The 24364-nt window shown below is 74.2% G+C and carries 3 protein-coding genes; all 3 read right to left on the bottom strand.

Annotated elements, in window-relative coordinates:
* Positions 1–9: 9 nt before the first annotated feature.
* The 3 genes from H4696_RS44090 to H4696_RS44080 are packed head-to-tail and all read right to left on the bottom strand — an operon-like array spanning position 10 to position 24327.
* Entirely contained in the window at positions 10–10833 is a 10824-nt protein-coding gene (locus H4696_RS44090) for an SDR family NAD(P)-dependent oxidoreductase (protein ID WP_192782867.1), read from the bottom strand.
* A 43-nt stretch (positions 10834–10876) separates the two neighbouring features.
* Positions 10877–19072, bottom strand: a complete 8196-nt coding sequence (locus H4696_RS44085; protein WP_420831578.1) for a type I polyketide synthase — start codon at positions 19070–19072, stop codon at positions 10877–10879.
* Positions 19069–24327, bottom strand: coding sequence for a type I polyketide synthase (locus H4696_RS44080; protein ID WP_420831577.1), 5259 nt, complete (start codon positions 24325–24327; stop codon positions 19069–19071). The genes H4696_RS44085 and H4696_RS44080 overlap by 4 nt, the downstream gene beginning before the upstream one ends.
* Positions 24328–24364 lie beyond the last annotated feature (37 nt).

The raw sequence follows: 24364 nt of genomic DNA, 5'->3' as shown, positions 1-24364 counted from the left end.
TCTTGGGTTTCAGAGGTTCTCGAGCCAGGCGCGGACGGCGTCGGCGGTCGTCGTGGCGTGGTTTTCCATCATCGACCAGTGGTTGCCGGGCACGTCCACGCCGACGTGGTCCGGGGTCCAGGTCGGCCGCCAGGCGTCGCCTTCGCTTTGTTCTCCGCTCACCGACTGGAGGGATTCGGTGGCGCGCACGAACAACGTCGGCACGGCGGTGTCCGCCGGGGTCCAGTCGGCGAACACGCGGAAGTAGCAGCCCATGCCGGTCAGCTTGCGGTCGTCGATGCCGCCGGCTTCCTCCTCGCGGTCCTGGGCGCTGGTGACGAAGGTGCTCTTGAACCGGTCGATCTGCCCGCTCTGCGGCACGTAGGTGTCCATCAGCACGATGCCTTCCGGCGGCGAGCCGAGCTGCTCCAGGTGCGTGGCGACGGCGTGCGCCAGCCAGCCGCCGGAGGAGTGACCGAGCAGCACGAACGGCGTGCCACCGGCGGCGTTCCAGACCAGTTCGGCCTGCAGTTCGACGGTCGCTTCCACGGTGGCGGGCAGCAGTTCGCCGGGCCGGAACCCCGGCGCCGGGATCATGGTCAGCTCGCGCTCCCCCCGGAACCCGGCGGCGAACCGCGCGTACTGCTGGGCGCCGGTGATCGCGACGGGCGCGGCGAAGCAGAGCAGGGCGGGGGTCGTGTCGCCGCGGGCGAGGCGGACCGGTTCCGACAGCTGCTTCAGGTCGTCGAGGCGCTCGAACGACGGGCGCAGGCGCGAAGCCGCCTTGATGAACTCGACGGCTTCGGCGATCTTGCCTTCGTCGCAGGCCTTCCGGTAAAGGATCTGGATGGAACCGGTCTCCTCCTCCGGCACTGTGTCCTCAGTGGACGCTTCTTGTGCCACGGGCACCAGCTCGCCGCTGAGGAACTCGACCAGCGCGTCCGGCGTGGGGTGGTCGAAGACGAGCGTGGCGGGCAGCCGGAGCCCGGTGAGCCCGATCAGCCGGTTGCGCAGCTCGACGGCGGTGAGCGAGTCGAAGCCCATTTCGGGGAAGCCGACACCGGCCGGGATCGCGTCCGGCCCGGCGAACCCGAGCACGCCGGCCACCTGCGTCAGGACGACGTCCCGGAGCGCGTCCCCGGTGAGGCCCTCGACCGATACGGCTTCCGAGGCGGCCTTGCGGGCGGCGAGCCGCACGAGCCCCCGCAGCAGCGGTGGCACGCCCCCGGTCCCGAACTGCCGCCGGAGCGCGGCGACGTCGAGGTGCATCGGGACCAGGACGGCTTCCGCCGTCGTCCGGGCGGTGTCGAAGAGCCGTAATCCTTCCTCTGTGGACAGTGGCCGCAGCCCGGCGCGGCTCACCTTCTCGCGGCCTTCGGTGCCAAGCTGGCGGGTGAGGTCGCTGGCTTCGTCCCAGAGCCCCCAGGCCAGGGACTTGGCCGGGAGCCCGTTCGCGTGCCGGTGGGCGGCGAGGGCGTCCAGGTAGGCGTTGGCCGCGGCGTACCCGGCCTGGCCCGCGTTGCCGAGGATCCCGGCGGCCGAGGAGAAGAGGACGAAATCGGTGAGGTCGTGGGTCAGCTCGTGGAGGTTCCGGGCCGCGTCGGCCTTGGGCCTCAGCACGGCGCTGAGACGCTCGGGGGTGAGACCGTCGAGCAGCCCGTCGTCGAGCACACCGGCGGCGTGGACGACGGTCCGGAGCGGGAATTCGGCGGGGATGTCGTTCAGGACCGCGGCGAGCGCGTCCCGGTCGGCGGCGTCGCACTCGGCGACGGTGACCCGCGCCCCGGCGGCGGTCAGGTCCGCGACGAGCTGCTCGGACCGTCCGGCGGCCCGGCGGCTGGTGAGCACGATGTGCCCGGCCCCGGCCGCGGCGACGTGCCGCGCGACGAGGCTGCCGAGAAGCCCGGTACCCCCGGTGATGAGCACGGTCCCGGCCGGGTCGAATCCGGAGTCCTGCGCCTCGGTGTCGACCGCGAGGCGGGCCAGGCGCGGTGCGAGAACCTGCCCGTTCCGCACCGCGACCTGGGGTTCCTCGCCCGCCGCGAGCCGGTCGAGCAGCTCGCGCGGGGTGTCCGCCTCGGCGTCGATCAGCACGAACCGGCCCGGCTGCTCCGTCTGCGCGGACCGCACCAGGCCCCACACCGCGGCCGCCGCCAGGTCGGGCACATCTTCGCCCGGCCGGGCCGCCACCGCGCCCCGCGTGACGATCACCAGGCGGCCGGACTCCCCCTGCAGCTTGGCCAGCGTCGACGCCGTGACTTCGTGCACGTCGCCCGCCGGGACCTCGAACAGCTCCGCGGGTCCGGCCGAAGGGGGTGCGCCGACCGGCGTCCAGCGCACGTGGAACAGCGGGTCGCGGCCCGCGGTCACCGTCGAGACCGGGCGCGTGGCCAGCGAGCCGATCGTCGCCACCGGGGCGCCGGTCGGGTCGGCGAGGTCGAGGTGCCCGTCCGGGGTCAGCCGGACGCGGATCGCCGAAGCGCCGACCGCGTGCAGCACGACATCGGTCCACGCGAACGGCATCTGCGCGCCGCCGTCGCCGTCGCCCGCCACCATGCGGGCGTGCAGGGCCGCGTCGAGCAGCGCCGGGTGCAGGCCGAAGCGGCCGGCGTCGTCGATCGCGACCTCGGCGAAGACCTCCTCGTCCCGGCGCCAGACCGCACGCAGTCCCTGGAACGCCGGGCCATAGCCGAAGCCGCGCTCGGCCAGCGCCGCGTACGCGCCGTCCAGCTCGACGACGGTGGCACCCGAGGGCGGCCACTCGGTCAGGGGAAGCCCCGGGACCGGGCTCGTGCCGAGGACACCGGAAGCGTTGCGGTTCCACGGGTCTTCGGAACCCGCCGGTCGCGAGTGGACGGTCACCTCGCCGGACGCGCCGACCACCACCTGCACCTGGATGCCGCCCACCGGCGGCAGCACGATCGGCGCCTCCAGGGTCAGCTCGTCCAGCACCGGACGGCCGGCGTGCGCCCCCGCCTGCAGCGCCAGCTCGACCAGCGCCGTGCCGGGGACCAGGACCGTCCCGAGCAGGCTGTGGTCGGCCAGCCACGGGTGCGTGCGCAGCGACAACGCGCCGGTGCACACCAGCCCGCCGGACTCCGGCAGCGGGACGACCGCGCCGAGCAGCGGGTGGTCCGCCGTCGCCAGGCCGGCCGAGCTGACGTCGCCGGCGCCCGCCGGGGATTCGAGCCAGTAGCGGTCGCGCTGGAACGCATACGTCGGCAGGTCGACGCGACGGCCGCCGTCGAGGGCCGCGGTCCAGTCGACGCGCACGCCGCGGACCCACGCCTCGGCGAGCGACGTCAGCAGCCGGGTGGGGCCGCCGTCCTCGCGCCGCAGGGTGCCGACGGCGACGACCGTCCGCTCCGCCGTCTCCTCGATCGCCATGGTGAGCACCGGGTGCGGGCTGCACTCGACGAAGACGCCGTAGCCGTCGGCCAGCAGCCGCTTCGTCGCGCCGGCGAAGTCGACGGTCTCGCGCAGGTTCCGAGCCCAGTAGGCCGCGTCCAGCACGGCGGTGTCGAGGAACTCGCCGGTGACGGTCGAGCAGAACGGGATGTCCGCGGTGCGCGGCGTGATCGGCGCCAGCACCTCCAGCAGCCGGTCGTGGATGCGGTCGACGTGCGCGGAGTGCGACGCGTAGTCGACCGGGATCAGCTTGGCGCGCACGTCGTCGGCCGCGCAGCCCGCGACGAACTCGGCCAGCAGGCCCGCGTCGCCGGACACCACGACCGAGGCCGGGCCGTTGACCGCCGCGAGCGACAGTTCGCCGCCCCAGTCGGCCAGCCGCTTCGCCGCCGCCTCGGCGGACAGGGCGACCGACGCCATCCCGCCGTCACCACCGAGTGCCAGGATCTCCTTGCTGCGCAACGCGACCACCCGGGCACCGTCCTCAAGGGACAATGCACCCGCGACGACCGCGGCGGCGATCTCCCCCTGCGAGTGCCCGACGACGGCGGCGGGCTCGACCCCGTGGGCCCGCCACACCGCGGCCAGCGAGACCAGCACGGCGAACAGCACCGGCTGCACGACGTCGACGCGGCCGAGGTCGCGGTTCTCGCGCAGCACGTCCACGACCGAGAAGTCCACAAAGGATGACAGCGCGGCCGCGCACTCGGCCAGCCGTTCGGCGAAGACCGGCGACGAGTCCAGCAGTTCGACGGCCATCCCCGGCCACTGCGATCCCTGGCCCGGGAAGACGAACACGACCTTGCCGGGCCGGGCCGCCGTACCGCGCACCACCTGGGCCCCTTCGAGCCCGGCGGCGAAGTCCGCGAGATCCCGTCCGAGCACGACGGCCCGGTGGTCGAAGGCCGCCCGCGTGGTGGCCAGCGACCACCCGATGTCCAGGGGCTCCCCCGCCACTCCGGCGAGCGCCTCGGCCTGCCCCCGCAGCGCCCCCGCGCTCCGCCCGGACAGCACCCACGGCACCAAGCGCCCCAATGTGGCGTTCGGTGCGTCCAGCGCACCCAATGTGGCGTTCGGTGCGTCAGACGCAACCAACGCCACATTGGGGTGCTCCGGGGCCTCCAGGATTACGTGGGCGTTGGTACCGCTGACCCCGAACGACGAGACCGCCGCCCGGCGCGGGCGGCCGGTTTCGGGCCAGGGGCGCGCTTCGGTGAGCAGTGAGACCGCGCCCGACGACCAGTCGACGTGCGGCGACGGCTCGTCGACGTGCAGCGTCGCCGGCAGCACGCCGTGCTTCATGGCCTGGACCATCTTGATCACGCCCGCGACGCCCGCCGCGGCCTGCGTGTGCCCGATGTTCGACTTGACGCTGCCCAGCCACAACGGCTCCGAGCGCTCCTGCCCGTAGGTGGCCAGCAACGCCTGCGCCTCGATCGGGTCGCCCAGCGAAGTACCGGTGCCGTGCGCTTCGACGGCGTCCACATCGGACGGCCGCAGCCGGGCCCCGGCCAGCGCGGCGCGGATCACGCGCTGCTGGGCCGGGCCGTTCGGCGCGGTAAGCCCGTTCGACGCGCCGTCCTGGTTGACCGCCGTCCCGCGGACCACCGCCAGGATCGGGTGACCGAGCCGTCTCGCGTCGGAAATTCGTTCCACCAGCAGCATTCCCGCGCCTTCGGCCCAGCCGGTGCCGTCGGCGGACGCGGCGAAGGACTTGCACCGCCCGTTGCCCGACAGTCCGCCCTGGCGGCTGAACTCGAGGAACGCGGTCGGGGTGAACATCACCGTCACGCCGCCGACCAGCGCCATCGTGCACTCGCCCGAGCGCAGCGACTGCGCGGCCAGGTGCAGCGCCACCAGCGACGACGAGCACGCCGTGTCGATCGTGACCGCGGGCCCTTCCAGCCCGAACGTGTAGGCCACGCGCCCGGAAGCGACGCTGCCCGCGCTGCCGTTGCCGAGGTAGCCCGCCAGGTCGTCCGGCACGGCGGTGAGCCGCGAGACGTAGTCGTGGTACATCAGCCCGGCGAACACGCCGGTCCGGCTGCCCTTGACCGAGCCGGGGTCGATGCCCGCGCGCTCGAAGGACTCCCACGCCGTCTCCAGCAGCAGCCGGTGCTGCGGGTCGATCGCCATGGCTTCGCGCGGCGAGATGCCGAAGAACTCCGGGTCGAAGCGGTCGGCGTCGTAGAGGAAACCGCCTTCGGGCACGAAGTCGGTCTCGGGCAGGTCCCAGCCGCGGTCGGTGGGGAAGCCCGAAACGCCGTCGCGGCCGTCCGCGATCAGCTCCCAGAACTCTTCCGGCGAGCTGACGCCGCCGGGGTAGCGGCAGCTCATCCCGATGATGGCCAGTGGTTCGTCGGCCGGGGCCGCCGTCGTCACCGGGGTGACCGGCGCGGCTGCCCCGCCCAGCTCGGTGACCAGGTGCTCGACCAGCGCGGCCGGGCTCGGGTAGTCGAAGATCAGCGTCGCGGACAGCCGCAGGCCGGTCGCGCCGCCGACGCGGTTGCGCAGCTCGACCGCGGTCAGCGAGTCGAAGCCGAGGTCCTTGAACGCGCCGTCGAGGTCGACCGCGGCCGTCGAGCCGTGCCCGAGCACGGCCGCGACGTGCGTGCTGACGACGTCGGCGAGGACCTCCCGGCGTTCCGGCTCGGCCAGTCCGGCGAGCCGCTGCGCGAGCCCGGTGTCGACGGCCTCGCCCGCTCGCCGCATCGGCGTCCGGACGAGGCCGCGCAGCAGCCACGGCAGCATCCCGGACGCGGCCTGCCTGCCGAGCACGGCGAGGTCCAGCCGGCTCAGCAGGTGCACCGGAGCCGGCGAAGCCAGCGCCGCGTCGAACAGCGCCAGCCCGTCTACTGTGGACAGCGGGATCATGCCGCCGCGGCTCATCCGGCGCAGGTCGGCGTCGGCGAGGTCGGCGGCCATGCCATGGGCCCAGGCGCCCCACGCCATCGCGGTGCCCGGCAGACCCGCGGCCCGGCGCCGGGTCATCAGCGCGTCGAGGAACGCGTTGGCCGCGGCGTAGTTGCCCTGCCCCGCGCCACCCATGACACCCGCGGCGGAGGAGAACACGACGAACGCGGACAGCGGCCGGTCTTCGGTCAGCTCGTGCAACGCCCAGGCGGCGTCCACCTTGGGCCGGAAGACCGCCTCGAACCGTTCGGGCGTCAGGGATTCCACGACGCCGTCGTCGAGCACACCCGCCGCGTGCACCACGGCACACAGGTCCGGGATGTCCGCCAGCATCGTGGAAAGCGCATCCCGGTCGGCGACGTCACACGCGACCACGACGGCCTCGGCACCCGAGGCGGCGAGTTCCGAGACCAGCTCGGCAGCGCCAGGGGTGTCCGGCCCGCGGCGTCCGGTCAGCACCAACCGGCGGACACCCCGCGAGGCCAGGTGCCTGGCGGTAAGCGCGCCGATACTGCCGAGACCGCCGGTGATCAGCACGGTGCCGTCGAGCACGGGCGCGTCCACATCGGACTCCGCCGGGCGCACCAGGCGCACCAGGCGCAGCATCCGCAGTTCTCCGTCGCGGAGCGAAAGCTGGGGTTCCCCGGTGGCGGCCGCCGCCGCGAGGACGTCGTCGGGAACCACGTCTGTGTCGATGTCGAGCAGCACGAACCGGCCGGGGTTCTCCGACTGCGCGGCCCGCACGAGCCCCCAGGCCGCGGCCGCGGCGAGGTCGGGCTCCTCGGCGACGGCACCCCGCGTCACGAACACGAGCCGGGCTTCCGACGAGCCCGCGAGCCAGTCCTGCAGCAGTACCAGGGTCGCGGCGCTGACCTCACGGACCTGGGAAGGCACCGGACCGGTGCCGGCAGGAAGCTGGGCGACCTCGATCGGACCGGAGAAGTCCCCGGGCGGCGCGGGCTGCCAGTCCAAAGTGAACAGTGCGTCCCGCAGGCTGCGGGCGGTGTCCAGGCCGTCGGCCGACACCGGCCGCGAGACCAGTGAACCGATGGTGGCGACCGGTTTTCCGGCCGGGTCGGCCAGCGTCAGCGACACCGCGCCGGTGCCCGCCGGGACCAGCCGGACGCGGACCTCGGCGGCGCCCGCGGCGAACAGCGAGACGTCGGTCCACGCGAACGGGAGCCGTCCTTCCGGCGTCGCGTCCGGCGTGGCCAGGCCCGCCGCGTGCAGGGTCGCGTCCAGCAGCGCCGGGTGGACGCCGAAGCGTTCGGGGCCGTACTCGGCGTCGAGCGCGACTTCGGCGAACACCTCGTCGCCCCGGCGCCAAGCCGCGCGCAGCCCGCGGAACGCCGGTCCATAGTGGAATCCAGCGGACTCGACGGCGTCGTAGATCCCCGCCACCGAAACGGGTTCCGCACCCGACGGCGGCCACTCGCTCAAGTCCGGCCCCGGCGCGGCCGTTCCCGGCGCCAGGAACCCGGTGGCGTGCCGCACCCACGGTTCGTCGAACGCGGCGCCGTCCGGGCGCGAGTGCAGGCCGACGCTCCGGCGGCCCTCGCCGTCCGGCGCCCCGACCGCAAGCTGCACCTGGACGCCGTCGTCGCCGAGGACGAGCGGGGCTTCCAGCGTCAGCTCCTCGACGCGCCCGCAGCCCGCCTGCTCCCCCGCCCGCAACGCCAGTTCCAGCATCGCGGTGCCCGGCAGCAGCACCGTGCCGAGCACGGCGTGGTCGGCCAGCCACGGGTGCGCCCGCCGGGACAGCACGCCCGTGAACAGGAAGCCGTCACCCCCGGCGAGCGACACCGCGGCGCCGAGCAACGGGTGTTCGGTCGCCCCCAGGCCGACCGAAGCCACGTCACCGGCGGTTTCCTTCGCCTCCAGCCAATAGCGCTCGCGCTGGAAGGCGTACGTCGGCAGCGGGATCCGCCGCGCGCCCGTGCCCTCGAACACCGCGGCCCAGTCCGGTTCGCGGCCGCGCGTGTGCAGCCGGGCGACCGCGGTCGCGAAGGTCAGGGGTTCCGGCCGCTCGGGCCGCAGGGTGGCGACGCCGACGGCCGCCTCCGGCACGAGCGCCGCCAGCCGGCCGCCCGGCCCGACCTCGACGTACGTCGTCACGCCCGCCTCCTGCAGGGCGGCGACGCCATCGGCGAATCGGACGGTGGCCAGCACGTGCGTGACCCAGTAGTCCGGGTCGGCGAACTCGTCGGCGATCGGCTTCCCGGTCACCGTCGAGACGATCGGGATCGACGGCGTCCCGAAGGCGAGCCCGGCGAGCGCGGCCCGGAACTCCGCGGTCATCGGCGCCATCAGCGGCGAGTGGAACGCGTGGCTGGTGGCGAGTTCGCTGGTCTTGCGGCCCTTTTCGGCCCAGGCCGCGGCGACGGCCGTGACGGCGTCGGCCGGGCCGGAGAGCACCACGGCGCCCGGCCCATTGACGGCGCCGATCGCGACGTCGTCGGGCAGCGTCGGAGCGATTTCGCTCTCCGCGGCCTCGACCGCGATCATCACGCCGCCCGCGGGCAGGGCCTGCATCAGCCGGCCGCGGGCGGTGACCAGCGTGGCCGCGTCGGCCAGCGAGAGGACGCCGGAGACGTGCGCGGCCGCGATCTCGCCGATCGAGTGCCCGAGCAGGAAGTCCGGCCGCACGCCCCAGGCTTCGAGCAGCCGGAACAGCGCGACCTCGACGGCGAACAGCGCGGGCTGGGTGAATTCGGTGTCGTCCAGGCGGTCGCCGTCGAACACCGCTCCGCGCACGGCGGGGTCCAGCTCGGCCAGCGCCGCGTCGAGGGCGGCGGCGAACACCGGGTACGCCTGGTGCAGCTCGGTCGCCATGCCCGCGTACTGGGCGCCCTGCCCGGAGAAGAGGAACGCGGTCTTGCCCGGCGCCGCGGTGTCCGTGACGGCGGTGGCGAGGTCCGCCAGCCCGGCCAGGAGTTCCTCGCGGTCGCGGCCGAGCACGACGGCGCGGTGCGGGTGCCGCGCGCGGGTCGTGGTGGTGAAGGCAGCGTCCACAAGGGACACCTCGCCGAGGTGGTCCGAAAGCGCTTGCGCCTGGGCGGCGAGCGCTTCCGGGGTCCGCGCCGAGATCAGCAGCGGCAGCACCGGCGGCGTGGTCCGTTCGCCGCGGTCGGTCTCTTCCGGCAGTTCGAGCACGACGTGCGTGTTCGTGCCGCTGACCCCGAACGACGACACGCCCGCGCGCCGCGGCCGCCCGGTTTCCGGCCACGGCCTGGCCTCGGTGAGCAGCTCGACGTCGCCCGCGGTCCAGTCCACGCGCGGGTTCGGCTCGTCGACGTGCAGCGTCTTCGGCAGCACGCCGTGCCGCATGGCCTGGACCATCTTGATCACGCCGCCGACGCCGGCCGCGGCCTGGCTGTGCCCGATGTTCGACTTCAGCGACCCGAGGTAGAGCGGTTCCTTGCGGTCCTGGCCGTAGGTGGCCAGCACCGCCTGCGCTTCGATCGGGTCGCCGAGCACGGTGCCGGTGCCGTGCGCTTCCACGGCGTCCACTTCGGACGGCGAGAGCCCGGCGGCGGCCAGCGCGTCGAGGATGACCCGCTGCTGCGCGGGACCGTTGGGCGCGGTGAGGCCGTTGGACGCGCCGTCCTGGTTGACCGCCGTCCCGCGGACCACGGCCAGCACCGGGTGCCCGAGGCGCCGGGCGTCGGACAGCCGTTCCACCAGGAGCATCCCGGCGCCCTCGCCCCAGCTGGTGCCGTCGGCGGACGCGGCGAAGGACTTGCAGCGGCCGTCCGGGGCGAGCCCGCGGGCCCGGCTGAACTCGATGAACGCGGTCGGGGTGGACATCACGGTCACGCCGCCGGCCAGCGCCAGCGAGCACTCGCCGCGGCGTAGCGCGGTCGCGGCCAGGTGCAGTGCCACCAGCGACGACGAGCACGCCGTGTCGATGGTGAGCGCCGGGCCCTCCAGGCCGAACGTGTAGGCGACGCGGCCGGACGCGATGCTGCCCGCGCTGCCGTTGCCGATGAACCCTTCGAACCCGTCGGGCACCGGCTGCAGCCGGGCGGCGTAGTCGTTGTACATCACGCCGGCGAAGACGCTGGTCTTGCTGCCCCGCAGCGCCGCCGGGGCCAGCCCGGCCGCCTCGATGGCTTCCCAGGACAGCTCCAGCAGCAGCCGCTGCTGCGGGTCCATGGCGAGGGCGTCACGCGGCGAGATGCCGAAGAACGCCGGGTCGAAGTCCGCGGCCTCGCGCAGGAAACCGCTTTCGGTCACGTAGTACGTGCCGGGCTGGTCGGGGTCCGGGTCGTAGAGCTTCCCCAGGTCCCAGCCGCGGTCCTCCGGGAACGGCCCGATGCCTTCGCGGCCGGCGTCGACCAGGTCCCACAACCCGTCGGGATCGCCGACGCCGCCGGGGTAGCGGCAGCTCATCCCGATGATGGCGATCGGCTCCCTGGCCTGCGCTTCGAGCTCGGCCAGCTGCGAGCGCGTCGCGCCGAGCCGCTGCCGGGCCTGCTGCAAGTCGGCCGTGGCCCGCTTCAGGTAGTCGCGGAGGGTGTCTTCGTTCGCCATTCCGGGCGTCTCCTCGGTGGATCGTGGGGTCGGCGGGCGGCCGCTAGCGAACTTCGAAGTCCTGGTCGATCAGGGCGAACAGCTCCTCGTCCGTGGCGGTGTCGAGGCGTTCGCCCGCCGCCGCACCGGTCCGCGGATAGAGGGTGGCAAGCAGCACTTCCAAACGGGTTCTAAGCGCCATCCGCGTCGCTTCCGCCGGTTCGTCGGCGGCCAGACCCGCTTCGAGCTGGGCCAACGCGGTGAGTGCCGGATCGGCCGCTTCCGCGTCGCCCCGGCCCAGTTCCGTGAGGAGGAAGCCGGTGAGAACCCGCGGGTCCGGGTAGTCGAAGATCAGCGTCGCGGGCAGCCGGAGGCCGGTCGCGGCGGCCAGGTTGTTGCGCAGCTCGACGGCGCTGAGGGAGTCGAACCCGAAGTCGCCGAACCCGCGTTCCGGGTCGACGGCGTCCGCGGACGCGTGCCCGAGCACGGCCGCGACCTGCGTCCGCACCAGGTCGAGCAGGACGGCTTCCTGCTCCTCGGCGGGCACCTCGGCCAGCCGGGCGGCCAGCGCGCCTTCCTCCGGCGCGGCCGACGGGCGGCGCGCGCCGCGAATGAGACCGCGGAACAGCGGGGGCACCGGGCCGCTGCCGATCCGCTGCCGCATCGCCGCGAGGTCCAGCTCCATCGGGAGCAGCATCGGTTCGCCGAGGCCGAGCGCCGTGTCGAACAGCGCGAGCGCGTCGGACGTGGCCAGCGCGCCGAAGCCGCCGCGGTTCATCCGGCGCTTGTCGACGTCGGTGAGCTCGCCGAGCAGGCCGCTCGACTGCTCCCACAGGCCCCAGGCCAGCGACGTCGCGGGCAGGCCGCGGGCGTGCCGGTGGCGGGCCAGCGCGTCCAGCACGGCGTTGGCGGCGGCGTAGTTGGCCTGCCCGGCGTTGCCGAGCGTGCTGGCGGCGGAGGAGAACAGCACGAACGCGGCCAGGTCGAGGTGCTCGGTCAGCTCGTGCAGGTGCCGGGCGGCGTCCGCCTTGGGCCGCAGCACGGTCGCGAACCGCTCCGGGGTCAGCGAGGCCACGACGCCGTCGTCGAGGACGCCGGCGGTGTGCACGACCGCGGTCAGCGGGTGCTCGGCGGGGATCCCGGCCAAGAGTGCTTCCAAGGCGTCACGATCGGCGGCGTCGCACGCCACGACGGTCGCCGTCGCTCCTAAGCTGTCCAATTCGGACACCAGGTCGGCGATACCCGGAGTGTCCGGTCCGCGACGGCCCGCGAGCACGAGGTGCCGGACGCCCTTTCCGGCGAGGTGCCGGGCGAGCAGGCCGCCGAGGGTGCCGGTGCCGCCGGTGATGAGCACGGTGCCGTCGGGGTGCCACTCCCGCGGGGTCGCTTCACCCGCCGGGACGCGGGCCAGGCGGGGTGCGAGGGTTTCCCCGTCCCGCAGCAGCACCTGCGGTTCCCCGCCCGCGAGCGCGGCGAGGATCGCCCGGCCGTCGAGGTCGCCGTCGAGGTCCAGGAGGGTGAAGCGGTCCGGGTTTTCGGCCTGGGCGGTGCGCACGAGACCCCACGCGGCCGCGAGGGCGACGTCCCGCTCGGCACCCCGGGTCACGAAGACCAGCCGTCCCGTGGACCAGTTCCGCACTGTCTCGAGGACTTCGGCGGTGACGCGGTGGACGTCGTCCCCGGTGACCGGCAAGAACGTGAAGTCCGCCGGCTCGTCACCGATCTTGACGACCGCTCCGGCGCTGCGCAGCGCCGCCGCGAGTGCGGGGTCGCCGAGGACCGCGCAGGTGGCCGCGGGCACGGCCCCGGTGGCGGCGGGCGCCCAGTCGAGGCGGAACAGGGACCGGTGGTATTCGGCCCGCGCTTCGATGCCCGCCGCGGAGATCGCCCGCAGCAGCAGGGATTCCGCCGAGGCGACCGGGCGGCCCTGGCCGTCGGCGACGGTCAGGCTGATCGTGTCCGGCCCGGCCGGCGCCAGCCGCACCCGCAGGCTCGCCGCCCCGGACGTCCGCAGCGCCACGCCGTTCCACGAGAACGGCAGGTGCCCCTGGCCCTTCGCGGTGACGAAGTCGCCGAGCCCGACGGCGTGCAGTGCGGCGTCGAGCAACGCCGGGTGCAGCCCGAACCGCCCGGCGGCGTCCTGCTGGCCATCTGGCAGGGCGACTTCGGCGTAGACGGCGCCGTCGAGCGACCAGGCCGCCCGCAGGCCCTGGAACGCCGGACCGTAGCCGAAGCCGTTGTCCTGCAAGCCGTCGTAGAGCCCGGTGACGTCGATTTCCGTGGCGCCTTCGGGCGGCCACGTCGTCAGGCTGCCCGGTGCCGGGGCGTCGGGCGCGAGGGTGCCGGTGGCGTGCAGGCGCCACGCCTGGTCGTCGTCGCCGGTGGCCGAGTGCACGGTGATCGGCCGCTTGCCGTCGTCGTCCGCCGCGCCGACGGCGACCTGGACCCGGACCGCGCCCTTCGGCGGCAGGATCAGCGGGGCGGCGAGGGTGAGTTCCTCGATCGCCGCGCAGCCCACCTCGTCCGCGGCACGCAGGGCGAGTTCGACGAACGCGGTGCCGGGCAGCAGCACGGTGCCCTGCACGGCGTGGTCGGCCAGCCAGGGGTGCGTCTTGACCGACAGCGAGCCGGTGAGCACGCACCCGCCGGTGCCGGGCAGGTCGACGGCCGCGCCGAGCAGCGGGTGGTCCGCGGCGGCCAGCCCGGCGGCGGTGACGTCTCCCGCGTTCCACGAAGGCTCGACCCAGAACCGGTCGCGCCGGAACGCCTGCGTCGGCAGGTCGGCTTTGCGGCCACCGGGCAGCACGCGCGTCCAGTCCGGGGTCACGCCGCGGACGTGCAGCCGCGTGAGGGCGGTCAGCGTGGTCCGCAAGTCGCCGTGACCGTTGCGCAGCACCGGAATGGCACCGTCGACCATGGCGCTCAGCACGGCGTCCGGACCGATCTCGACAAACGTTCGCGCGTCCGTGGCCGCAACCGCGTCGGCGAACCGAACACACTCCCGCACCTGACGGACCCAGTAGTCCGGCCCGTCACCTTCCACAGTGGACACCCACGGAATGACCGGCTCAGCGACAGTGAGCCCATCGATCGCGGCCGCGAACTCGGCCAGCATCGGCTCCATCAACGCCGAATGGAACGCGTGGCTGGTATTGAGCCGCTTGGTCTTCTCAAACTTGGCCGCATACTCGGTGACCGCGGCTTCCTCGCCGGAGAGCACCACCGAGTCCGGCCCATTCACCGCCGCCAGAGAGACACCTTCCGGCAGCTCGATGTCCTTTTCGGACGCCTGAACCGCGATCATCACGCCGCCCTCGGGCAGCGCCTGCATCAACCGCCCCCGTGCGGCAACCAGCGTGGCCGCGTCTTCCAGACTCAGCACCCCGGCCACGTGAGCCGCCGCGATCTCCCCCACCGAGTGGCCCACGACGACATCGGGACGGATCCCCCACGACTCCAGCAGGCGGAACAACGCCACTTCCACCGCGAAGATGCCCTGCTGCGCGAGATCGGTGTCCGGCGCACCCGAGAGTTCCCTGACCCGCGGATCCAGGTACGCACAAGCCGCGTCGAACGCCGCCGCGTACACCGGGAAGGTTTCGTACAGCTCCCGGCCCATCCCCTCCCGCTGCGAACCCTGGCCGGTGAACAGGAACGCGACTCGCCCGCTCACCGGCGTCCCCTGCACGACGCACCGGTGCGCCCGCCCTTCCGCGAGCGCCCCCAACCCCTCAAGCAGCTCGTCTCGATCGGCGGCGACGACCGCGGCACGGTGCTCCAGAGCCGCCCGCCCGGTCGCCAACGTCCAAGCTGCATCAGCGAACGGAAGATCGGCAGCCAGCAGTTTCGCCGCCTGCGCCCGCAGGCCCTCGGCATCCCGCCCGGAGACCACGAACGGCAGCACCGGCCGGGCTTCCGCTCCCCGCGGCTCGACGACCGGGGGCTCCTCCAAGATCACGTGCGCGTTCGTCCCGCTCACCCCGAACGACGACACCCCCGCCCGCCGGACCCGGTCGGAAACGGGCCACGGCCGGGCTTCGGTGAGCAGCTCGACCGACCCGGCCGCCCAGTCGACGTGCGGCGAAGGCTCGTCGACGTGCAGCGTCGCGGGTAGCAAACCGTGCCGCATCGCCTGCACGACCTTGATCACGCCCGCGACGCCCGCCGCGGCCTGGGTGTGGCCGATGTTCGACTTGAGCGAGCCCAGCAGGAGCGGCTCCGGGCGGTCCTGGCCGTAGGTCGCCAGCACGGCCTGCGCCTCGATCGGGTCGCCGAGCACCGTGCCGGTGCCGTGCGCCTCGACGACGTCCACATCGGACGGTGCCAGCGACGCGGAAGCCAGCGCGGCCCGGATGACCCGCTGCTGCGCGGGCCCGTTCGGCGCGGTCAGGCCGTTCGACGCGCCGTCCTGGTTGACCGCGGACCCGCGGACCACGGCGAGGACTTCATGACCGAGACGCAGAGCATCCGAGAGTCGCTCGACCAGCAGCACGCCGGCGCCTTCCGACCAGCCGACACCGTCGGCGGCCGCCGCGAAGGACTTGCAGCGGCCGTCCGGGGCGAGCCCGCGCTGCCGGCTGAACTCGATGAACCCGGCCGGGGTGGACATCACGGTCACCCCGCCCGCCAGCGCCATCGAGCACTCGCCGGAGCGCAGCGCCTGCGCGGCCAGGTGCAGCGCCACCAGCGACGACGAGCACGCCGTGTCCACCGTGAGCGCGGGCCCCTCGAAGCCGAAGGTGTAGGCGATCCGGCCGGAGACGACGCTCGACGCGGTGCCGGTGCCGACGTACCCCTCGGCCTCGGCCGGGATGGTGGCCAGCAGCGAGCTGTAGTCCTGCGCCGAAGTACCGGCGAACACGCCGACCTTCGCCCCGCGCAACGCCGTGGGGTCGACGCCGGCGTGCTCGAACGCCTCCCAGGACGCTTCCAGCAGCAGCCGTTGTTGCGGGTCCATGGCCAGCGCCTCGCGCGGCGAAATGCCGAAGAACGCGGCGTCGAACTCGGCGGCGCCGTCGACGAACCCGCCTTCGATCGAGTACGTGGTGCCCGGCCGCGACAGGTCCGGGTCGAAGATCGCGTCGATGTCCCAGCCGCGGTCGGCGGGGAACGGCGAGATGGCGTCGGTGCCGGAAGCGACCAGCCGCCACAGGTCGTCGGCCGAGCCGATCCCGCCCGGGTAGCGGCAGCTCATCCCGATGATGGCGATCGGTTCGTCGTGCGCCACCACGGTTTCCGCCGTCGCGACCGCCTCGCCGTCGAGGAACGCGGCCAGCGCCGACGGCGTCGGGTGGTCGAAGACGAGCGTGGCGGGCAGCTCGCGGCCGAGCGCGGTGGCCAGCAGCGTCCGCAGCTCGACGGCGGTGAGCGAGTCGAAGCCCAGCTCCTTGAACGGCCGGTCCGCGCGGATCTCGTCGGCGGAGGAGTGGCCGAGCACGACCGCGGCCTGCCCGCGGACCAGGTCGGTCAGCACCCGGAGCCGCTCGTGCGCCGGGGCGCCGGCCAGCCGGGCGGCCAGTGCGCCGGTGGGCGGTTCCGGCTTCGCGGCGAGTTCGACGAACCCGCCGGACCCGGTGGCCTCCAGCCAGTAGCGCGTCCGCTGGAACGGGTAAGTCGGCAAGTCGACACGGCGGGCGCCGCTGCCCGCGAAGTAGGCGCGCCAGTCGGGGGTGACACCCCGCGCGTGGAGCCGGGCGAGCGCGGCGACGACCGAGCGGACCTCCGGCCGTCCGGCACGCAGGACCGTGACGGCGGCCGCGTCCCCGGGCAGGCAGTCCTGGGCCAGCGCGCTGAGCACGCCGTCCGGGCCCAGCTCGAGGAACGTCCGGACGCCCTCGGTGTGCAGGGCCGTGACGCCGTCGGCGAAACGGACGGTCTCGCGCACGTGCCGCACCCAGTAGTCCGGGCTGGTGAGCAGGCCCGGGGTGGCGAGCGCGCCGGTGACGTCGGAGATCAGCGGGATCCGCGGCTCGCGGAACGCGATCCCCTCGATGGCCGCGCGGAAATCACCCAGCATCGGATCCATCAACGCGGAGTGGAACGCGTGGCTCGTGGTGAGCGCCTTGGCCTTCCCGAACCCGGCCGCGACTTCGGCGACGGCGTCGGCCTCGCCGGAGAGCACCACCGATCGCGGCCCGTTGACCGCCGCGATCGAGACGCCCTCGCGCAGCGCCGCGCGGACCTCTTCCTCGCTCGCACGGACGGCGGCCATCACCCCGCCGTCCGGCAGCGACTGCATCAGCCGGCCGCGGGCCGTGACGAGCGTCTGCGCGTCCGCCAGCGAGAACACCCCGGCCACGTGGGCGGCGGCGATCTCGCCGATCGAGTGCCCGAGCAGGGCGGCCGGGCGGACACCCCACGACTCGATCAGCCGGTACAGCGCCACTTCGACGGCGAACAACGCGGCCTGGGCGTACTCGGTGCGGTCGAGGTCCGCGCCACCGTCGAGGACCAGCTCGCGCACACGGGGATCGAAGCCCGCGCAGATCTCGTCGAACGCCGCCGCGTACACCGGGTACGTCCCGTACAGCTCCCGGCCCATCCCGGCGCGCTGGGAACCCTGGCCGGAGAAGAGGAACGCGACTTCACCCCCGGTGACGGCGTCCCGCACCACCTCCGCCGCGGGTTCCCCGGCGACGAGCGCGCGCAAGCCCGTGCCGAGGTCCCCGAGCACGACCGCCCGTTCGCCGAAGTGTGCCCGGTGCACCGCCAGCGACGCGGCCAGGTCGACGGGATCCGCGTCGACGTCGAGAAGTCGCGCGGCCTGAGCACGCAGGGCGGCGTCGGTCCGTCCGGAAAGGACGAACGGCAGCACCGCGGGCGCCACCCCGGATTCCGGGGCCTCATCCGCCGGCGCCTCTTCCAGGATGACGTGGGTGTTGGTGCCGCTGACGCCGAACGACGACACCCCGGCCCGGCGCGGGCGGCCCGTCTCCGGCCAATCCTTCGCCTCGGTGAGCAGCTCGACCGCGCCCGCCGCCCAGTCGACGTGCGGCGTCGGCTCGTCGACGTGCAGGGTCTTCGGCAGGACGCCGTGCCGCATCGCCTCGACCATCTTGATGACGCCGCCGACCCCGGCGGCGGCCTGCGTGTGGCCGACGTTCGACTTGAACGAACCGAGCAGCAGCGGCCGGTCGGCGGGCCGCTCGGCGCCGTAGGTGGCCAGCACGGCCTGCGCCTCGATCGGGTCGCCGAGCACGGTGCCGGTGCCGTGCGCTTCCACGGCGTCGACGAGGTCGGACGTCAGGGCGGCGTCGGCGAGCGCGGCGCGGATGACGCGCTGCTGCGCGGGCCCGTTCGGCGCGGACAGCCCGCTGCTGGCGCCGTCCTGGTTGACGGCGGTGCCGCGGACCACGGCGAGCACCGGGTGCCCGAGCCGCCGCGCGTCGGAAAGCCGTTCCACCAAAAGCATCCCGACGCCTTCGGCCCACGCGGTGCCGTCCGCCGCACCGGCGAACGACTTGCAGCGGCCGTCCGGCGCGAGGCCGCGCTGGCGGCTGAACTCGATGAACCCGGCGGGCGTCACGATCATCGTGACCCCGCCCGCCAGCGCCATCGTGGTTTCGCCGCGGCGCAGCGATTGGACGGCGAGGTGCAGCGCGACCAAAGAGGACGAACACGCGGTGTCGACGGTGATCGCCGGGCCTTCGAAGCCAAAGGTGTACGCCACGCGCCCGGAAGCCACGCTGCCCGCGTTGCCGCTGCCGAGGTAGCCCTCGACGATCTCGGGCACGGACGTCAGGCGCGCGGCGTAGTCCTGGTACATCACGCCGGCGTAGACGCCGATCTTGTGCCCGCGTACCGAAGCCGGGTCGATCCCCGCGCGTTCGAAGGCCTCCCACGACGTCTCCAGCAGCAGCCGGTGCTGCGGGTCCATCGCGAGGGCTTCGCGCGGGCTGATGTCGAAGAAGCCGGGGTCGAAGTCGGCGGGGGCGGACATGAACCCGCCCTCGCGCACGTACGACTTGCCGGGCGTCTCGGGGTCGGGGTCGTAGACGTCGTCGGCGGTCCAGCCGCGGTCGTCCGGGAACGCCGAGATGGCGTCGGTGCCGTCGGCGACCAGCCGCCACAGCTCGTCGGGCGAGGTGACGCCGCCGGGGTACCGGCAGCTCATCCCGACGATCGCGATCGGCTCGCGGTCGCGCTCCTCGAGTTCGTGCACCCGGCCGCGGGCCTCGCGCAGGTCCTTGGCGGCCTGCTTGAGGTAGTCGCGCAGCTTCTGTTCGTTCGACATCCGATGGCTCCAGGGAGGGGTGGTCAGGGGGTGCGCAGCTCGTCGAGGACGCCGAACAGCTCGTCGTCCGTGGCCGCGTCGATGTCGGCGGCCGGGCCGGCGTCGGGCTCGGCGCTCCAGCGGGAGAGCAGTTCCTTGAGCCGCACCGTGATCGCCTCGCGGGCCTCGCCGGTGAACGGCGCCAGCACGGTTTCGAGGCGGCCGAGTTCGGCCAGTGCGGGGGCGAGCGCCGGGCCGGCGTCCGCGCCGAGCCGCTCGGCGAGGAACCGCGCGAGTGCCGTCGCCGTCGGGTGGTCGAACACGAGCGTCGCGGGCAGCCGCAAGCCCGTCGCGGCCTGCAGGCGGTTGCGCAGCTCGACCGCGGTGAGCGAGTCGAACCCGAGGTCGAGGAACCCGCGGCCCGGCTCGACCGCCCCCGGGCCGGCGTGCCCGAGCACCGCGGCCGCCTGGGCACGCACGAGCGTGAGCAGCACCCGGTCGCGTTCCTCCGGCGCGAGCCCGGCCAGCTGGGCGCGCACCGAGGTGTCGACGGCCGCGGTCCGCCGCAGCGGCGCCCGGACCAGCCCGCGCAGCAACGGCGGCACTCCCTGGTCCCCGCGCACGCGCAGGTCGAGCTGCACCGGCACCACCACCGGCTCGCCGGACGCCAGCGCGAGGTCGAACGCGGCCAGGCCGTCCTCGACCGTGAACGCGCGGGATCCGATGCGGCGCAACCGGTCCATTCCGGTCGAGCCGAGGGTTCCGGTCAGCTCGCTGGTGTCCGCCCACAGGCCCCAGGCGAGCGACTGCCCGGGCAGCCCGTGCGCCCGCCGGTGCCGGGCCAGCGCGTCGAGGTAGGCGTTGGCCGCCGCGTAGTTGCCCTGTCCCGGCGTGCCGAACGTGCCCGCGGCCGAGGAGAACAGCACCAGGTGCGTGTCGGGGACCAGCTCGTGGAGGTGCCGCGCGGTGTCCACTTTGGCGCGCAGCACGGCGTCGATCCGTTCCGGGGTCAGGGTTTCGACGACGCCGTCGGCCAGCGCGCCCGCGGTGTGCACCACGGCGGCGAGGTCGGGGATGTCGTCGAGGACTTCGGCGAGGCGGGCGCGGTCGGCGACGTCGCACGCCACGACGGTCACCTCCGCACCCAGCGCGGTCAGGCCGGAGACGACGTCGGCGGCGCCCGGCGCGGCGTACCCGCGACGGCTCACCAGCACCAGCCGCTTCGTCCCGTTCCGCACGAGGTGCCCGGCGACCAGGCGGCCGAGCGTGCCCGTGCCGCCGGTGATCAGCACGCTGCCGTCGAAGGCCGGGGGTTCGGCCGGTTCGGCGGCCACCGGCGCCAGGCGCGGCACGAAGATCTGTCCACTTCGGACCGACAGCTGGTTCTCGTCCGCGGGCAGCTCGGCGGGCACCGGGTCACCCGGGTGTTCCAGGTCGAGGAGGACGAACCGGTCCGGGTGCTCGGCCTGCGCCGAGCGCACGAGTCCCCAGACGGCCGCGGCGACGGGATCGTCGGTGTTCGCACCGGAAGTGACGAACACCAGCCGCCGGTCACTGTCCAAATCGGACTTGATCCGGCTCAGCACGGCACCCAATACCTCGCGGACATCGCCGTGGGGCACCGGGACGAACTCGGCGTCCACCGGGGCGCCGGGCACGCCGGGCACCCAGTCGACGCGGAACAGCGGGCCGGACCGCCGGGCGGCCCGCACCTGGCCGGGTGCGACGGGCCGCGAGGTGAGCGCGTCGATCACCGCGACCGGCGACCCGGCTTCGTCGGCGACCTCGACGGTCAGCGTCTCCGTGCCGGACGGCGTGAGCCGCACGCGCAGCGCCGTCGCACCCGTCGCGTGCAGCCGGACCCCGGCCCACGAGAACGGCAGCCGCCCGGTGCCCTCGGTGTTCAACGAGCCGAGCGCGACGGCGTGCAGGGCGGCGTCGAGCAACGCCGGGTGCACGCCGAACCGCGCGGCCTCGCCGTGGTGTTCCCGCGGCAGCGCCACTTCGGCGAACACCTCGTCGCCGCGGCGCCAGACCGCCCGCAGGCCCTGGAACACCGGCCCGTAGGCGAACCCGCGCTCGGCCGCGCGCCCGTAGACGTCGTCGAGCGGCACCGGTTCGGCGTCCGCCGGGGGCCACGACGCGAGCCCGGTGGCCGGGACGGCGGTGCCCGGTGCGGCGAACCCGGCGGCGTGCCGCGTCCATTCGCCGAGCAGGTCGTCTTCCGGTCGTGAGTGCAGCGCCAGGGCCCGGCGGCCGTCGTCGCCGGCCGCGCCGACGGTGAGCCGGATCAGCACCGCACCCTCGGACGGCAGCACGAGCGGCGCTTCGAGGGCCAGCTCTTCCACTTCCGCGCAGCCCGCTTCCGCGGCCGCGTGCAGAGCGAGTTCGACGAACGCCGTGCCCACGAGCAGGACCGTGCCGTGCACGGCGTGCTCGGCCAGCCACGGGTGCGACCGCGTGGAGAGCCGTCCGGTGAACAGGAATCCGCCGTCGTCGGGCAGCTCGACCGCCGCGCCGAGGAGCGGGTGGCCCGCCGCCGCCAGTCCTGCCGAACCGAGGTCCGCGGCCGCGGCGGTGGCCGGGAGCCAGTAGTGGTCGCCGTCGAACGGGTAGGTCGGCAGCGGGACGGTGTCCGCGCCTTCGAACGCCGACGCCCAGTCGGCGGGGACGCCCCGCACGAACGCCTCGGCGATCGACCGCAGCAGCCGCGCGCGGCCACCGTCGTCCCGGCGGAGCGAGCCGACCGCGACGACCTCGCGGCCCGCGTCCTCCGCCGTCTCCTGCACGGCGGTGGCCAGCACCGGGTGCGGGCTGCACTCGACGAAGACGCCGTGGCCGTCGTCGAGCAGCTTGCGGGTGGCCTGCTCGAACTCGACGGTCTGGCGGAGGTTGCAGTACCAGTAGCCGGCGTCGAGCTGGGTGGGATCGGCCGGGCGGCCGGTGACGGTCGAGTAGAACGGCAGCTCACCGGCCCGCGGCCGCACCGGCGCGAGCACTTCGAGCAGCCGTTCCTCGATGGCTTCGACCTGCTCGGAGTGCGACGCGTAGTCCACGGGGATCCGCCGGGCGCGCACGCCGTCGGCCGCACACCCGGCCAAGAGCTGCTCGAGCGCGTCGGCCGGCCCGGAGACGACGACGGAGTTCGCCCCGTTCGCGGCGGCGATCGCCAGCCCGGTGCCCTCGATCCGCGCGGTCACCGCGGCGACCGGCTGCGCCACCGAGACCATGCCGCCCCCGCCGGCCAGGCGCAGCAGCTCACGGCTGCGCACCGCGACGACCATGGCGGCGTCCTCAATAGACAGTGCACCGGCGACGCACGCCGCCGCGATCTCGCCCTGGCTGTGCCCGAGCACGGCCGCCGGTTCGACGCCGTGGGCGCGCCACACCGCGGCCAGCGAAACCATCACCGCCCACAGCGCGGGCTGCACGACGTCCACGCGCTGCAACGCGGCTTCGTCGGAAAGGACGTCGAAGAGCTTCCAGTCCACATGGGACGCGAGGGCGTCCGCGCACTCGCGCATCCGGGCCGCGAACACCGGTTCGGTCTCGAGGAGTTCCTGCCCCATCCCGGCCCACTGCGAGCCCTGGCCGGGGAAGACGAAGACGACCCCGCCCCCACCCGACGGCGTCCCCTCGACGACCGCCGGGTCCGGCTCACCCGCGGCCAGCGCGGCCAGCCCGCGCCGCAGCTCGTCCCCGTCCCCGAGGACGACGGCGCGGTGCTCCAGCACGGTCCGGGTGGTGGCCAGCGAAAACCCGACGTCGGCGGGCTCCCCGGCCACCTCCGCGAGCTGCGCCGCCCGCGCCCGCAGCGCACTCCCGGTCTTGGCGGTCACCACCCACGGCACCACGCTCCCCAAGCGCCCCAATGTGGCGTTGGGTGCGCTGGACGCACCGAACGCCACATTGGGTGCGTCTGACGCACCCAACGCCACATTGGGGTACTCCTCCAGGATGACGTGGGCGTTCGTGCCGCTCACCCCGAACGACGAGACCGCCGCACGGCGCGGGCGGTCGGAAGCCGGCCACTCCCGGGCCTCGGTCAGCAGCGACACCGCACCGGAGTCCCAGTCGATGTGCGGCGACGGCTCGTCGACGTGCAGCGTCTTCGGCAGTTCCCCGTGCCGCAGTGCCTCGACCATCTTGATGACGCCGGCGACCCCGGACGCCGCCTGCGCGTGCCCGATGTTCGACTTCACGCTGCCCAGCCACAACGGCGCGCCCGAGCGGGACTGGCCGTACGTCGCCAGCAGCGCCTGCGCCTCGATCGGGTCGCCCAGCTCGGTGCCGGTGCCGTGCGCCTCGACGACGTCGATCTCGGCCGGCGTGAGCCGCGCGTCCGCCAATGCCTGCCGGATCACGCGCCGCTGGGCGGGGCCGCTCGGCGCGGACAGGCCGTTGGACGCGCCGTCTTGGTTGATCGCCGAGCCGCGGATCACCGCGAGCACGGTCCGGCCCTTCGCGACCGCGTCCGAAAGCCGTTCCAGCAGCACCACGCCCGCGCCCTCGGCCAGGCCCATGCCGTCGGCCGCGCCGGCGAACGCCTTGCAGCGCCCGTCCGGGGCGACCCCGCGCTGGCGGCTGAACTCGATCAGCACGGCCGGGGTCGACATGATCGTCACGCCGCCGGCGAGCGCCATCGTGCACTCCCCGCGCCGCAGGGCCTGCACGGCGAGGTGCAATGCCACCAGCGACGACGAGCACGCCGTGTCGACCGTGACCGCCGGTCCCTCCAGGCCGAGGGTGTAGGCGATCCGTCCGGAAAGGACACTGCCCGCCTTGCCCGTCACCAGGTGGCCTTCGACGCCTTCGGGCGCGGACTGCATCGCGCCGCCGTAGTCGGAGAACCCGCCGCCGACGAACACCCCCGCTTGCTCGCCGCGCACCGACGCCGGGTCGATGCCCGCGCTTTCGAAGGCCTCCCAGCCGATCTCGAGGAGCAGCCGCTGCTGCGGGTCCATCGCGAGCGCCTCGCGCGGGCTGATCGAAAAGAAGCCCGCGTCGAACTTCCCGGCGTCACGGTAGAAGCCGCCGCCACGCGCGTACGTCGTGCCCTGGCTGTCGGGGTCGGGGTCGTAGAGCGCCTCGACGTCCCAGCCGCGCTCGGCGGGGAACTCCCCGATGGCGTCGCCGCCTTCGTGGACCAGCCGCCACAGGTCGGCGGCCGAGCGGACGCCACCCGGGTACCGGCAGCCGGTGCCGACGACGGCGATCGGCTCGTGCGTCCGGTCTTCGAGGTCGGCCAGCCGCTTGCGGGTGTCGCGCAGGTCGGTGGTGGCCCAGCGGAGGTACTCCCGCAGCTTCTCTTCGGGGGTGTCCATGGTGGTGCTCCTAGGT

The organism is Amycolatopsis lexingtonensis, assembly GCF_014873755.1.
Taxonomy (GTDB): Bacteria; Actinomycetota; Actinomycetes; order Mycobacteriales; family Pseudonocardiaceae; genus Amycolatopsis; species Amycolatopsis lexingtonensis.
Note: the sequence above shows the minus strand (reverse complement) of the source record. Positions and strands in the feature narration are given on the sequence as shown.